Raw genomic sequence first — 15305 nt, 5'->3', positions numbered from 1 at the left:
TCAAGCGAGCGCATAAGGAGCGATGGGAATGCCGAGGGCGCGCTCGACGACGGGATAGACGCTCGGATCGCGGACCGAAGCGCTGAGCGGGATCAACGGCTTGGCGATGTGGAACAGCAGCAGTTCGGCACCTTCCTCGACACAGCCGACGCTCACCGGCTCGCCCATCGGCGAAAGCGTCGTGATCACGTCGGGATAGGTCGCGATCCGCGTGCCGTCTTGATCGTCAGCGGCCATATATTCGTTCATGACGTGCAGGGTGCAGCCGCGACCCTCGCCCTCCAGGCGGATCGTGCCGATGTCGAAAGCCTCCGGCGTGTAGCGCACCTGCTTCGAGACGACGCGGCCGCGGGCGAGGATCGTCCCGCCGGTTATCGCGCAGATCGCATCCACCACCGCAGCGCCGCCCTGCGATTCAGCCTCCAGTATCGCCTCTCCCAATGCGAGCGCGCGCGAGATGCCGCCGAGCGCCGCGTGGCCTGCGACATAGCCGGCGCGGATCGGATTGCGGCAGCTGGCGATGAAGCCGCCCGACATGTCGGACGCCGCGCGCAAGATCGGCGAGACCTTCGCGGTGCCGCCACGCGCCACCAGCTCGATATAGCTGTTCGACGCGCGATGGCCTCCGGCGGCGGTCTGGATCATCGGCTCTGGACTGCCCGCCAGGCCGAGCGACCCCATGTCGCCGGTCGGGTGCGCGCGGATGTCGCCGACCGCGTCGACCACGGCGAGACCGAGCGTCGCCGCAGGCAGCCAGCCGTTGAGCGTGCTCGACATGCCGTTCTGGCCGATGATCAATCCGGCCAGCGGCTCGCCCAGCGCCTCCTGGAGCAAAGCCACCGCGCGGACATAGTCGCTTCCCCGCATCTCCCACTGTGTGGTTCCAGCCGGCGCGCCGATCGCCGCAGCCGTGGCGATCCAGGCATCGTCGGCCAATTCGTCGATCGAGACCAGCTCGGGCGATCCCGCCGCCATCGCCTCGCGCCCCAGCATACGGCCATGATCCGCCCAGCCGCCCCCGCCGCAGGCGAAGACCGAGCCGCCGCGAACCGCCGGCTCGACGTCGTCGATCGTCAGCCGGCGCCTCACCAGCGCACCAGCGCCACCGGCTCGCCCGGCGGCATGGCCGGGCCGGGGAAGAAGCTGGTCGCGCGCGTGCCCTTCAGGAATTCCATGATCTGCGCGGCATTCTGGTTCTGCGGCAGGCCACCCGGCGCGTCGCCGACCAGCGGCACGACCTTGCGATACGCCGCCCAGGCGGCATCCACGCCGGGCCCGAAGCTGCGCGCGGGATCCTGCGCCTTGCGCACGTCGATCCAGCGGGCGCCATTGTTGAGATCGAAGCCGATCAGGCTCAGCGTGGTCTCGACGAGCTGGCGCGCCCGTGCCGTCTTCAGCCGCGTCTGCGCCTGCAGCTCCTCGACGCCGTCGCCCATGCTGTTGCCCTCGGCCGCGATCGGCACTGCGAGGCTCTGTATCTCCTGCCAGAGATCGACCGGCGTGTAGCCGCCGGAACCGCCATAGCCCGCGCCCTTGGGCAGATAGTCCGCCGCCTTCACCACCGTGAAGAAAGGATTGGAGAAACGCTGCAGGCGATGGACGATCGCCACATCCATATTGGCGACGGCGAGCGAGAAGGCCTCCACCTCGTTCGCCAGCGGATAGGGATCCCAGTTGGCGTTCGAGAAGATGTAGCCGGACTTGCCACCGCTCTGCGGGCCGCCCTTGACGTAGTAGCGCATCATCTGCGGCGTCGCGAGCTCCCAGCTGTCCTCGGGCTTGAGCCCGACCTTCACGACCGGGTTGTGATCCGACGTGTTCATCTGGAAAAGCACGCTGTCGCGCAGCCGGCTCCACGCCTTCCACGCCGAGGCCTGGCGGATCGAGGAGGCGCGCAGGCTCTCCGGATCCTGGATGATGCGCTGCGGATCGGCGCCGAACAAATAGCTGCCCTTGATCATCTCCTTGATCTTGCCGGCATGCCAGTTGAGCCAGGGATCCGGCCGGTCCGCCTGCACCGCGAGCGACAGCGGCGTGACGGACGAGTTCATCCCGTTGAGATCGAAGGCATAGGCCATGTCGGCCCATTCGAGCATCGCCTGCGCGTCATAGACGAGCAGCGCCGCCTGCGCCGTCGCATAGGCATTGGAGCTGGTGAGCGCATTATTGTCGGCCGCGAAGGGGATGATCGGCTTGAGCCCCGCCTTGGCGAGCGCCTCCGCCGCCGGCATGCGCACTCCGTCGAGATAGGCATCGCCCGCGCCGACCATCGTCGCGCCGACGTTGGAGAGCGCGGCCAGATCGCCCTCGCCCACCGTGCCGCGCGAATTCACCACCGGCGTGACGCGATGGTTGATCAGATCGACGAGCATCTGCGCGAGCCCCGGGCTCGGCGCATTCCAGGTCATCGCATTGGCGCGGATCACCATGATCGCGCGCACCAGCTCCTCGTCGGCGATCTCCGGGCCATAGCCGCCGCTCGCGCCGCCGCGGAAGGCGCGCATCTGCGTATCGGCGACCTTGGGATAATTTTCCGGGCTTTCGGGATTGCCCGCGAACATCACCGTCTCGCGCGCGCCGCCGGCGCCGCGGTTGAACCAGTAGATCGAGACGCCCTCGGTGGATCCCTCCAGCAGCAGCCCGTAATTGTCCTTCATCCGCTGCTTGGCCTCGGGCGTGACCTGCACCTTGGAGCCGTAGCGGGCGACCGCGATCACCTGATCGAGCGTGAGGTCATGCCCGGTCAGCACCACCGTTTTGCCGGCCATCGACGGCGTAATCGCGTGGTAGGGGGGCGGATCGGCCGCCGCCGCTGCGGCGGGTGACAAAGCGAATGCGCATGCAACAATGGCGAGAACCGGAGTCAGCAGGAAACGAAACATGGCATGGCTTCTCCGGATGAGGGGACGTAAGGCGGCACGGGGCGAGGGCGGCCTGCGCCCCCTCGCTCAGGCGAATAGATTGACGCGCACGCGCTGCTCGAACCGGGTTCCGTATTGCGCCGCCATCTTCTCGAAACGACCGCGGACCTCGTCATTCACGATATCCGTCTCGCGATAGTCATTGTAGCGCATGTTGCCGATCGCCTGCGCGGCATAGTCATCAAAGTCGGCATAGCTGCGCCCTTCGGAGAAGAAGAATATGGTCTCGCTGCCGAAGGCCGGTGCGGCATGGGCCGCAAGCGCCTGCGTCGCGTTGGCGCGCACCTCCGTCTCGTCATGATAGGGCGCCATCACATATTGCGCCGGCCCCTCGGCCAGCGGTTCCGCAACGCACAGGCTGCCGCCCGGCTTCAAGAGCCGCTTCGCCTCAGCGAGCGCGGCGCCCATCGAAGACCGCGGGACATGGTGAAGTGAAAAAACGAACAGCACCGCATCCGCCGAACCATCCGGCTCGGGAATCGCATCGGCGCGCGCCTGTAGCAGCCGATAGGAACCGGCACCCTCCGAAATCTCCTCCGTAGGAGCAATGAACGGATCATATCCGTGAACGCTGGCTCCGGCCGCCGCCAGCCCGCGCGCAATCACGCCCTCGCCGCATCCGATGTCGATGATGCGCTTGCCCTCGACCGGCCCCAGCGCAGCGAGCAGCCCCTCCACGCGGGCCATTTCCCCAAGATCGGCGGCATCCTTGGTCGTCATGGCAACTCCTTCGCGATCGATTCGGTATTGCTGCAGATGCGAAGGCTAAAAACTGCACGGCCCGTCGCCAAGACCGCGCGACGTCGCTTTTCCATCAACGCCGCCGCGTTGGGTCATAAACAAAATCGCACAGGGCCCGCAGCACTTGAATGGCGAATGGCTCCGCGATGGCCAGCCCGGGATCGAGCGCCCGCACGCCTTACGAGTGGTTGCTTCACGGCTGAAACACGGGTTCGATTCCCGTAGGGGTCACCAAATCGTCAGATTGCCCATTATGGGGTCGTTTTGTCGCGGGATTGGCGTGCGTCGACTTTCCAAAATCGGCAATCATATCAAATGGTTGCCTGAGCACCGTCTCTAGGCGACCGTTGGCCCACGACCAGTTCGAAGCAACGAGTTTTAGTGCTCGCCGTTTATGGTGCGGCGCCATCGAGGCAAACGCCTTGTGGGCGTTTGTGGCCACCTCCAGCAAAGCGACGCCATCATCGCTGTACGCTTCGTCAACGCTATTCAAGTGCTCTAGGTCGCGGATCACCCTCGCCCGCTCTTCGCGCCAGGGCTTCACGATACGATCGTGATAGTCGGCCGAAATGCGGCCGTCCACCTTATCGAGGTAGATAACATCCATACGACTCTGAAGGGCGTCGGCCTCGATCATCAGTCGGCGTCGTTGCTCGTCGCGCTCCCGTTGCTCGTCGACGTGGCTCTCTTTAAGTGCCTTCTGGATCAACGCGAAGATCGCAGGGTCCAACCGTATGCGCTTCAGGGACGCCGCAAAGTGATCATCAAGCGCCTCTTGCCTGACGTAGGGCTCTGGACACCTCCCTTTCGCCTTGGAGCAGTGGTAGTAGATATACCTGCCTTTTTTGATCTCACCGACAATGGCGCAGCCGCAATGGCCGCATGTCATTAGGCCCGTGTAGGCAAAGTCCTTCGGGCGGGCGCGCAGGTTCGCAGCCGAACGCCCATCCAGAACCGCTTGGGCGGCTTCCCATAACGCATGAGGTATGAGGGGCGTATGGAGGCCCTGATGGAGATTGCCGTTCCACTCGTAAGTCCCCGTATAGAGCCGATTCCTCAAGATGTAGAGGATTGAGCTCTTTCGAACTTCAAGTTGGCTGCGACGATAGCGCAGGCCCATTTCCCTTGCCTTGATGACAAGATCGGTGGTCGAATAATCGCCAGTTGCGCAAGCTCGAACAACCTGATGATCATTGGAGCGACCTCTGGATTTACCTCAATGACCTTCTTTCCAGTTTCGCTCCTGACGTTCCGATATCCGAGCGGCGCCAATGACGGCCAATAGCCCTGGGCTGCCTTCTCCGACATTCCCTTCCGGGCTTCCTCGGACAGATTGTCGATATAATTATTGGCCATCAGGACCTTGATCCCGTGCATGAACTTCTCGGATGAGCGAGAGTCCTTGGAGAGCACGACCCCTTCTTTGGCGAGGTGGATCTCGACATCGAGCTCGTCCAGCGTCACCCAATCCTTGAGGTTCCGGTAAAGGCGATCAGTTTTTTCAACCAGGATGATGCGAACCGTGGGATGCCGACGCAGATAGGCAAGCATCGCCTCAAACTCGGTTCGGCCAGCTCGCTTGGCTGTTTCCACATCAATATGCTCGCTCACCACGCTAATGCTCTGAACGGCGGCATATTCGTGGAGCAATTTCATCTGCGCGGGGATTGAGAAGCCTTCGCGTTCCTGCTCTGCGGTAGACACACGCGCGTATAGCACCGCCTTTCTGCCATAAGCGGCCAAATGCGCGCTCCTGCCCTTTTTGGTCGAATTCGATCGTGGTCTAGCCATCGTTTAAACGTCCCTTCACATTCCAACCCCACCTCCCCTTATGTAAGACAAGAAAAAATCCGACTTGGTCAGCTCCGGCCTATTCGTCAGATAAGGTTTTTCTCTCGGTGATTTTCGCGGCGCGCGAACTCCCCCCTGTCGAGTCCGATCCGGATAAGAAGATGCGATAGAAGTCGGTGAGATCGCCTAGGAAGCTGAGCGCTTCCTCTCGCGAAACGGCCCGGCTGAGGCGCTCAGAGAAAATCGTGACCGCATCGGCGATCAGTCCTTCTGAAAATTTGTTCCGGCGTATCGGACGTACCGTTTCCGGGTTATTTGCGGTGCTGCGGCTATCGACCGGGCGGAGGCATGGGGGAACTTGAGGAGGTTGGACATCAATGTCGCCCGGCCGCGATGGCGGCATGTGAGCGGGTGGCCCCGCATTGACAGGATCGTCCTTCCGACGGCCAGACTTGGAGCGCCTCACGATAAGAGAGCCGGCGGGCCCGTCCAGGCCATGGGAGAGATCCTGTTTTCTCCCCCGTGAGGTGAAGACGTCATTGTGCGAAGACGTCCTTTCCATAGCGGCGGCGAAGTTTTCCCGCGACCGCATCGGCGTACCAACGTTGCCGCCATGGTGTCGGACTGTGGTAGACGCCTACCGCCTTCCAGTAGTCGCCGGTGGCGCGGAGGCCTGAAAGAAAAATCCAGCGCGCGGCCGCCACATTGAAGCAGGCGTCGTGGATCAGCCACCAGCGGACTTGCCGCGCGGGACGTGCGGTGGCGGCGGCGAGCTTCTCGACCCACCAGCTGTTCACCTGCAACGGGCCAAGATCGTGCGAGCCATCGCTGTTCGGCACCTCAGCACCAATCCATCCTCCCTCTTGGTCGCGCAAACCCCACAAGGTTCTCTCCAGCCAAGGCCGGCCTTGAGAGGCCGCGGTGATGCAGCGACGAAGTTCAGGTTCAGGTGAATTGACATCCTCCGCCTGCGCAGGCCCGCTCAAATGGAGGAGTAGCGCCAACGACGTGCTCCAGCGCCAAACTCTCGCGGCGGCTGTGAGTCGGTCGGTTCGAGGGCCTCGTTCAATGGTCGAAGTCATGGACTTGCCCGTGGTGGGGCGCCTCCCTGTCGTGCTGGACTGTCGGTTGATGGTCGTTCGGCGATCGTTCACTCGCCGTTTGCCCAAGCGCGCGATCGAGAAAGCTATCGAGCATCTCAGCGATGGATCGCGCGCCTGTCGCGAGACGCTGTGAGATTCCGGGTGGGCCACTCTGGCGATCCAGTCTGGCCACAAGAGCCACGTCCCGTCGCTCGGCTCTCATGTCGTGCTGTTCGGAACGCAGACGATCGAGCGTGTCGCGATGGCGCTCGGCGAACCTGTCGCGGCTATCGCGGTCGAGTCGTCCTAACCCCTCGAGCGCTGAAGTCTTCTCGCCGCTGAAGCGCTGAAGCCGATCTACGAGACGCTCGGGATCTTCGGTCCACAGCTTTACCCCGTATCTCGCACGCGTGATTGCCGTGTAATAGTTCTGGCCGTTGACGAGCGGAGAGCTTACCGGGGCCAGAACATAGGCCCGGGCATAGGTCTTGGATTGAGACGAATACACCGTCTCGGCATAGCCATGATCCCAGGTTTTATGCTCTCCCAGATCAACCGCTTGCGTACGCTCTGTGCGGTCCCACTTGATCGTCGCGACGGTCCCGTCAAGCCGGACGATCGTGCCACGCTCAGCATTTTTGAGATCGAGATCCTTGTTCACGAGGCGCCACTGAATGCGGTCTCCTTGAGCCAGATCGCGCTCGTCGCGTTGAAACACATTGATGTGGCGCGCTTGGCCAAGTCGGGGATCCCATCGAATGATCCGGCCGTTCTCATCGACCAGACGCACGATCTGCCGCCCATTGGCGTCGCGGCCGATGCCGACGACGCGATATTCGGAGTCGCGCGCGAGCCCGAGAGCGGCGTTGCCGCGAGAGAAGGTGACGACCTGACCGCCCGAGTAGAAGCGGGCGTAGTGCTTTTCCTGATCTGACATCCCAGCCGGCGTGAGCACCTGCAGGCGGGTGTCCTCGGCGGCTATCACGCCTTCCCGCTTCAGCGTCTCCCGGATCTGAGTGTTGACGATGAGACGGGTGGCATTCTCCAGCACCAGGATATTCGTGGTCGCGCGGGTTTCCGGCCTGAGACGGGTCCATTCGGCGACAAGGCCTCGTGCCAAATTCTCGGCGCTGTCACCGCTCTCGACCTTGTCGAGATGGCCGAGCGATTCGGAGTAATTTCCGAGCCGCGCCTGGGTCACCGCCGACTTCATCGATCGGGTCTCCTGGCGGAGCGACTCGGTCAGTTCGGCCATCGCCAATCCCAGCCTCTGCATCAGCCAGAAAGCCTTCCCCTGTTCGATCGCGCCGGTCTGCTTGTTGTCGCCGAGGAGGATGACCCTGGCGCCGGTGGTCCGACTGATCTCCAGCACGCGCAGTGCCTGCCGATTGCCCAGCTGGCCCGCCTCATCGACGACGAGGACATGGGCCTCGGTGATGCCCTTGCCGCCGCCTGCGAGGAGGCTCGCGACCGTTCGCGACTCGATCCCTGCGGTTTGGCCCAGATTGGCCGCCGCCGAAGATGTCGGTGCCAAAGCGACCAATATGGTGCCCGGCTCGGCGGCTTCCTTGAGCGTCCGTATCAGGGTGGATTTTCCGGCGCCGGCGACTCCATGGATACCGGTGATGCGATCGCGCGCGGCCGCGATGGTGACGAGTGCCTGCTCCTGATGCGGTGTCAGGCTGGATCGCTCCAATGCGGTTAGCAGCCGATCGGCCGAGGCGATGGGGCGAGCATCGTCGAGTGCGAGCGCCAGATGCTGGGAGAGTGCGATCTCCAGCTTGGCTGTTCGCCGGGTCGTCCGACCGCGAGTCAATATGGCATCGCCGGTCGGAGCGCGAGTTGTCAGAAGTTTCGTCCGCCTTTCATGCTCGGCGATCAGAGGCCGGATATCGTCGAGCCGCACCTCGCCCACATGCGAGGCTAGACCCAGCCTGAGCATGTTCCCTAGGTTGTTCACCGCCTCCCGGGTTTCCGCCTGCCGAATCCCGAACAGCGTCGCCCGCCGCGCCGTTGCCCCGTCGACCGAGTGCTCCTTGTCCTCTTTAGCCTGAGCCGAGGAGACGATTGCCGCCAGGGCGGACCGATGCTTCTCGGCGCGGGCCGCCCATTGCGCGTTGAGCGTCTCGAGGCCAATCTTCTCTTTGGCGCCGCGAGTCTCGTAGAAGGATATGCGCCGTGCGGCCTGGCCGGTAAGGCCATGTTCACGAGCATGGGCCTCGATCTGCTCGGCACGCTGAGACGTCTCGGCGATGAAGCTCTTTGGGACGCCCCCGATCTCAAACAGACCAGTGCGGGGATCAGCCTCGATGGCGAAGCCAAGCTGCCGCAGATCATGCGCGAGGGCGTTACGATAAACCTGTCCCGCCACCATCTGCTCGGCGAACATGGCGCGGCTCTCGAGGCTGGCCATCGGCTCGCCATCGGCGCCATTGGTCATGTTGAGAACCACGACATGGGTATGGAGGTGCGGATCGAGCTCGCGGCTCGCATGTTCGGTGAAGCGCGCGAAAAGGAGGCGGCCGGTCGTTTGATGGACGATCTCGCCCTCCTCGCGCCACCGAAGGGCCGCATGCTCCTCGAGATAATCGAGCGCTGTTCCGACCGCCTTTTCATGGGCGGCGACGATCCGATCATCGCCCATCACCAGGGCCATAATGGACACCGACTTTGGGGCGTTGACGGCAAAATCCCATCCTGGATGGTGCTGAATTTCCCCATCCGCACGGTGGCGACCAAGCTGCTGGCCGTTCACGCTACCTGCGAGCATCTCCTTGAACTGCTGCGGGTCTACGGCGCCCTTCAGACCGAGCTCCGCTGCGATCGCGCCGCCCCATTCCGAAGGCTCCTCCGAGCCCTTCGAGTAGTAATCACCGACAGTATAGTAGCGGGCGATATTGGTGGCGGTGCCCTTCAGGCGGCGGGGGTGAATCATGCGGGTCTTGCAGGCCGTACCGGCCCATCCTTGCGATCATAGACATCAACTTCGATCCGGATTCGCCCGCGGCTAGGTGCGAGCATGGCGGGCGCCGGCGGCGGCGTGGGAGGTGGATCCGGCTGGGCGTCGTGCCGGGATGCAGGCTCGGATGGCGGCGGCGCATTCTTGCCACGCGCATCGAACAGATCGAGCTCTTTTTTGACCCGGCCCCGCCTGGGCCGAGGGTTCAGCTCCCCCTCGCCTTCAGCAGACTTCGCTTCGGCGTGGATCGCCTCGATCAGCGAGCGCCCATCTGTATCGCGCTGGGGCGGCGTGTCGCGCTCGATAAAGCCTTCGGCGATCGTTTCCACCTTGTTGAATGTGTCGGCGAAGCGAACCACTGGGAGATTGCGACCGAAACGGAGGAAGCCCGAGAGGTTCGGCAGGTTGGTGACCTCGGTGTGCATCACCAACGGCCGGGTGACCTGCATCCGCGAGAGGTTCACGCCATCGCGCATGTCGTTGACGCCGTAGGACATGCCCTCGTTCGCTTCGACCTGCTCAACCTGGCCGAGGTTTTCGGACACATGCTTGGCCGTGGGGGTGTCGTTCGCCCGGAGCGCAACCCAAGTGGAGCAATAGCCCGTGATCGCCGCAGCATCTTGGATGCCATAGGTGGCCTCCAGCTGCGGATAGGACTGGAAGCCCAATATCCCGCACCCGCCATATTTGCGAGCCCGCGCGAGGAAGTCGGAGAGCGAGGGAAGCTTCTGGAGCGTCGGCAGCTCGTCGATGACGCAGTAGAGCCTGCGGTCCCGATCGGGCGCGAGGCTCATGATCGCCGAGATGGCGATGTCGAGCCAGACAGTGATGAGCGGCCGCAGCGAGGGGAGCTGGTCGGCCTTAACCGTAATGAACAGCCAGCCATCGCCATTCTCGTTCTCGACCCATTCTCGAATAGAGAGCCCTTCGCGGGTGTCGTCCAAATAGGAGAAGGAGCGCATCACGGAGGCCAGTTCTGCCTGAATGCCCGCGGATGTGCGCTCGCCTTCGAGACTGATGAACGCCGCCGCGTCGGTACCGGCCGCGAACGCCGCGAGATCCTTGAGCTTAGAGCGTAGCAGCCGGTCCAGAAGGATGGAAACCAGCATTTCCTTTTCCCGGGCTAGCTTCCGCAGAACCGCCACCAGGGTGCCACGGGCTGCTTTTGCCCAGAAGGGATCGCCCGTTTTGTCGGGGATCGTCGACTCCGCGATCTGATCGTAATGATAGTCGCGCGGGACATCCCCCCACGGCGACCAGCGGCTCGTCCGGCGATCGAGCGGGTTGAGGATGATGTCCTTGTCGGCGCGGTAGAACTTCTCCACGAAGGTGCCGGCCGTATCGTAGACGATCGCCCGCTTGCCCTCCTTGCGAATTCCATCCAGCATCTTGACGATGAGGTTGGTCTTGCCGGTTCCGGGCGCCCCGCAAAGGAGGACATGCTCGGTTTCGAAGATATCAGGCACAGGCACGCCGCCAATGGAAAAGCTGCCCTTGCGATGGCGCCGCAGCAGTCGGCGGACCTGGCGGATCGTGCCGAAGCGTGCCCCACGAAGATATTCGTTGGACCCAAGGCCGCGGCCGGTCCTAGTGAAGGTGAACCAAGCGCAGCCGAGCGCAAACAAGGCGAGCGCGCCCGCGACGAGCGCCCCGTGAATGAGCGCTACTTCAAAGGAATGGAGGGTGCGCTCGGCCAGCGATGACGCCATCAGCCAGTCGGCCGAGGTCCAATATGCCTTACCGGCAGGCGTCTTAAAATGGACGGGGTCGTTGGTGCCGGGGGCGGCGTCCGTCTTGAAGCTCGCTTCCACCAGCTTCATCAGCACGTAGCGCTGATAGGCGGTCGTATGCTCAAGTGCCCACCAGATGGTGCCCATCACCCAAAGCACCAGCCCGGCGATGACCGTCTGAAAAAAGACCTGGGTGGTCATGCGGACATTGTGGACGATCGCCTGCCCGCCTCTCGTCCAGGAACCAAGCGTGTCGTTGCGGAAGATGCTCATATGTCCTGCTCCGGATCGAGCAGGCCGCGCTGACGGAGCAGGTTCTTGGCCTCCTCCATTCCTTTGGCGAGCGTGTCGGGCGCGCGATTGCCGACGGATGTCGCAAGGATCGATAAGATCTGGATGCACGTGGCGAGGATCTCGTCCTGCGACGAGTAGATATAACGCCCGCCCGGATCAGCCGCCTGCTCGAGCACTGAGCGAATGAAGGCGGAAAAGGACAGCTCGGCGCCGGACGCGCGCTTGTGAAGCCGTTCATAAAGAGCGGCTTCCACGCGTACACTGATGCGAACCATGTCGATGCTCCTGTTCGGAGCTCGACCAGACTGTCGTGAAGCGCCCCCTTCTTAGCAGCGATCGTTGTCCAACTCAATCACCCAGCCCCGGTTGGCGTTGTAGTCAGCGACCGAGTTTGAGACATTCCAGCGAGTTCACAGCGGATGGTCAAACGCCAGCTCCTATCAGCAGACTACAACCAGCGGTTTCCTGACTGCCACCGGAAGCGACAAGAGAAGCTCGATGATCCCAATGCACAGCAGCGGGTCAGCGATGCTCAGCAAGAGCCAGCAATAGGTCCGGTCGATGGTCGTTTCGTCCCATTTAAGCAACCGGTCGAAATGGAGCGAACTGCTCCTAACGGAATGGTTTGGCGTCAGAGACGGCCACGGGATTGACCCTACGTGCCAGTTCAAAGCCTCTGCTGTGATGAGCATCGTTCCAAAAGTCGCAGAAGCTTCCGAGAACACCCTCGGTATCATCGGCTGTCCAATCGTCGCTGATCGAATGCGGCGAGGCCAAGCCAAAGGCGAGCCGTTGTCCGCCATGGACGTCGAGCACGATAATGCCCACCGCGTCAAAAGGTTGAGTGTCGTCGACGAAGATGCCGGGGGCCGTGATGATGCCCTCCACGCCCGGTTTTCCAGCAAAGTCGGGCCTCCGGAGGACAAGCCCGCCCTCGCGCCCAAAAGCGGCCTGCCATAGAACGCCGCTCGAGACGCCGCCATCGAGAGCGTCGTCAAAATAGTATGGCGCGAGATCATCCTGTGAGGCTGGCAGCACTAAGCGATCGACGACAGCCAAAGCGAATGTTGGCCCTTGTGCGAACTGCGAGGCCTTGAATGCCTGTCGCCACTTGCTCCGAAGTGTATCGATCACGCGGTTGAGAGACCGCGGATCGTACGTGGGGTCGGCACCTGATTTCCTGTAAGGCGCGATTTCACGCTCGGAGGCTGTTATCCGCTTCCCTTGCCTTCGCTGCCGCTCGTGCTCGACCTCACTGTCGAGCGCGTCATGAAGCATTTCCTTGTGACGGTAGATTCCGTCAACGACATCGAGTGACTTGACCTCGATGAAGAACCGCTTTCCATCGTCAGTCTCGCACTCGAAGTCTGGCATCGACGTCTTCGCTTCCGGGAGCCGCTTGACGCGGACCTTGCGCGCCCGAAGAAGGAGCATCACGATCGCCTCGCCATAGATTTCGAAGAACTGCGCATAGGCCTTAGCATCCGGCGCTGACTGCACCTCTCCCAGCTTTGCGCAGAGCTGACCGACAAAGTTTTTGAATGCGGGGTCGCTGTGGGCCTTCTCATCAATGGTGCGGAGCGTAGGCAAGTCGATCGCGGTGAGACTGAGATCCTGGGTCAGACCGCTAAGTTTTCCGCATTCCGCCAGGTAAGCAGCCGTGGCGGGGAAAGCCGCATTCTCGGCCGTGCGATAGTACATGTGGAAGGTGCGCTGCTTCTCCGGATCGGACGCCAGCGCGGGGTCCGCGAGCAAGTAGCCCAGCGCCCCGCTGGCTTCGGCAAAAGCCGCGGTGGGGAGATCGCCAGAAAGGCGCGCTAGGGCATCAAGAACCTCCACCTGGACAAACTGCATGATCGGTGCTGCAGAGATTACCTGTCGGCGGTAGAGCAGATATGCACGGCCCAGGGGCGACTGTGGCGTTGAAGAGACCCGTTCCGACATGAATTCCCATCCCTCCACCGATGGATGCGATTCTATTGTTGCCCCCGACCATTTGAGAAATGGTCCCCACTCTTCATGAGTGATTGCGACCACGCATATACCCGCGGGGCAAAGGACTCGATAGGCTTCGTAACGATTGGTCGGAAACAATTCATGACCGTCGCTGTAGCGTCCCGCTACGTTGTGATAGGTCCCCCCCGGGGCATCAGAGAGGGGGCGACCGCGTGGCGTGCTTTTTCCTCACGGTGGGACACTGGATTTACGATTTCCAGACACTGATTACCGGGCTCCTCGCTGTGGGAGCGGCGCTCTATGCGGCCCGTTTTGCGCAAAAGCAGGTCAACGCGGCGAGGTTGCAGATCGAAGTTGCGCGCGACCAGATCGCAGCAATCAAGGATCAGGCTGATCGTGAGCGAACAGCAAGGTTGCGAGCAGCTCGCGCGTCGCTGCCGACGACATTGAGTTCGATTTGTGAGTTTGCCCAAGAGGCCGGCGAGGCATTACATGCAGCGTGGCCAGCAGCGGCAAAGCTCTATCCTGAAGACCATGATCCGAATTCGGTCCAACCCGTAACTGCCAACCTGCCGCCATTTCCGTACGAACTTCTTGATTCGCTCGAAAGGATCGTTGAGCTGACCGATGCTGAGGACGTTGCCGAGCGCATCGAAAGCATCCTTCGTGAAGCCCAGATATTTTCCGCCCGCACCCGGCCCTTGGTGTCTGGCACTGACATCAACACCGATCTATTGGCGATCCACATCATCCAGGCTGCCGCCCTCTACGCACGCGCCGAATCGCTGTTCACCTACGCGCGGCGCAAGACGCCAGGTGTTAATTCGGCAAACTTGTGGGACCGTGTGTTCGCTGCCTTGACGCTGATGCGGGTTTACGAGCCAGCTATTCTTGAGGAAGCGCAGAAACAGCGCGAGCGCGGAATCTCTCCAGGAGAAGCGGATAGCGTCGAGCCTGAGTAGGGCGTGTCCCAGAGCACCCGCTTTTGGGATCAGCGGCAGGCCAATTGAACCGCTGAAATTGAGACGTCTTGCTGCCCGGGAAGTTACAAGCGCGCGAATGACCGCTTCTGGCGTACGTGCCGTTGCAGCCGCTGAATCGACACGCGTAAGTTGGTCGACTGGTGACTGGCAGCTGACACGGTAGTCCGCGCCGAGGGCGGACAGGCCTATTAGATTAGCGCCTATAGCTGCCGGTCCAATGCTCACAGGTTAGGGATCCCGCTCCCGGGTCGGTCGAAAGGGCCACTGAGCCAAAAGGCCAGATATTCGGCGATGGCCGCGAGCTGGTATGTCGTCCCGCCGCCGCGCGTAAAGAGCTCCAGTTGAGACGCAAGCAGCCGGTCATAGCTTCGAGGATGAATGGCGAAGCGGTTCGAGACAGGGATATCCAGCTCTGCGGCTGCGGCTGCGAACAACGCGCGCTGAATATGTCCATTTCCATCGAGAAAGGGATGGATCGCGCCGAACCAGGCGAAGAGATAGGTGAGGTGAAGAAGCTGCACGTACGGGTCAGCCGTACGCGCATCTTCACGCTCGCGTTCCACCGTCGCAAGGAGTTGCGCTGCGCGCGCCGGCACCTGCTCGGGGGGTGCGAATGCGAAGTGCTTGCTCCCGTCGGTGATGCTCGTTGCGTGGATCGGCCGATGCTCGAGCGTGGTTCCCGATGTTCCTCGATAGGTCCCGGCATATTCGGGGAAGGACGTTGGGGCAAAGCGCATGAACAGGTCTCGGTGACAGGGCCGAGGATCATGAAGGAAGTCGCGTCGGAAGGCCGGATCGCTCTGGATCCGGAGGCATAGCGCGGCGCACTCGCGCGCCATGACGCGGTC

The 15305-nt window shown here is 62.4% G+C and carries 12 protein-coding genes; 1 reads left to right on the top strand and 11 read right to left on the bottom strand.

The features are described from left to right. The 10 genes from GQY20_RS15435 to GQY20_RS15395 form a co-directional block, all read right to left on the bottom strand. The gene (locus GQY20_RS15435; protein ID WP_157218007.1) at positions 1-1089 is read right to left on the bottom strand and encodes a DUF917 domain-containing protein; all 1089 of its coding nucleotides are present in this window, start codon (positions 1087-1089) and stop codon (positions 1-3) included. Then, positions 1086-2882, bottom strand: coding sequence for an aromatic amino acid ammonia-lyase (locus GQY20_RS15430; RefSeq protein ID WP_157218006.1), 1797 nt, complete (start codon positions 2880-2882; stop codon positions 1086-1088). The genes GQY20_RS15435 and GQY20_RS15430 overlap by 4 nt, the downstream gene beginning before the upstream one ends. A gap of 66 nt (positions 2883-2948) precedes the next feature. After that, on the bottom strand, positions 2949-3641 hold the full coding sequence (locus GQY20_RS15425) for a class I SAM-dependent methyltransferase (RefSeq protein WP_157218005.1): 693 nt from the start codon (positions 3639-3641) through the stop codon (positions 2949-2951). Positions 3642-3855: 214 nt separating this feature from the next. Beyond that, positions 3856-4782, bottom strand: a complete 927-nt coding sequence (locus tag GQY20_RS32180) for a recombinase family protein (RefSeq protein ID WP_198350991.1) — start codon at positions 4780-4782, stop codon at positions 3856-3858. Then, complete coding sequence (locus GQY20_RS32175) at positions 4719-5405, bottom strand: recombinase family protein (protein ID WP_198350990.1); 687 nt, start codon at positions 5403-5405, stop codon at positions 4719-4721. The genes GQY20_RS32180 and GQY20_RS32175 overlap by 64 nt, the downstream gene beginning before the upstream one ends. Before the next feature lie 584 nt (positions 5406-5989). Further along, entirely contained in the window at positions 5990-6457 is a 468-nt protein-coding gene (locus GQY20_RS15415; protein WP_157218004.1) for a lytic transglycosylase domain-containing protein, read from the bottom strand. 61 nt (positions 6458-6518) lie between these two features. Beyond that, positions 6519-9470: a MobF family relaxase gene (gene mobF / locus GQY20_RS15410; protein WP_157218003.1), complete on the bottom strand. Its 2952-nt coding sequence runs from the start codon at positions 9468-9470 to the stop codon at positions 6519-6521. Beyond that, complete coding sequence (locus tag GQY20_RS15405; RefSeq protein ID WP_157218002.1) at positions 9467-11497, bottom strand: type IV secretion system DNA-binding domain-containing protein; 2031 nt, start codon at positions 11495-11497, stop codon at positions 9467-9469. The genes mobF and GQY20_RS15405 overlap by 4 nt, the downstream gene beginning before the upstream one ends. Continuing rightward, on the bottom strand, positions 11494-11793 hold the full coding sequence (locus tag GQY20_RS15400; RefSeq protein ID WP_157218001.1) for a ribbon-helix-helix protein, CopG family: 300 nt from the start codon (positions 11791-11793) through the stop codon (positions 11494-11496). Before GQY20_RS15400 ends, GQY20_RS15405 begins: the two co-directional genes overlap by 4 nt. Positions 11794-12130: 337 nt before the next feature. Next, complete coding sequence (locus GQY20_RS15395) at positions 12131-13462, bottom strand: hypothetical protein (protein WP_157218000.1); 1332 nt, start codon at positions 13460-13462, stop codon at positions 12131-12133. Positions 13463-13686: 224 nt separating this feature from the next. On the opposite strand from GQY20_RS15395, the gene GQY20_RS15390 reads away from it, so the two are divergent. Next, positions 13687-14436, top strand: a complete 750-nt coding sequence (locus GQY20_RS15390; protein WP_157217999.1) for a hypothetical protein — start codon at positions 13687-13689, stop codon at positions 14434-14436. A 242-nt stretch (positions 14437-14678) separates the two neighbouring features. Here GQY20_RS15390 and GQY20_RS15385 read toward each other — a convergent pair whose 3' ends face one another. Then, positions 14679-15194, bottom strand: a complete 516-nt coding sequence (locus tag GQY20_RS15385) for a Fic family protein (RefSeq protein WP_232476067.1) — start codon at positions 15192-15194, stop codon at positions 14679-14681. Positions 15195-15305 lie beyond the last annotated feature (111 nt).

Source organism: Flavisphingomonas formosensis (assembly GCF_009755815.1).
Classification (GTDB): Bacteria; Pseudomonadota; Alphaproteobacteria; order Sphingomonadales; family Sphingomonadaceae; genus Flavisphingomonas; species Flavisphingomonas formosensis.
The sequence above is the reverse complement of the archived record's forward strand: the minus strand, read 5'-3'. Positions and strand labels throughout refer to the sequence as shown.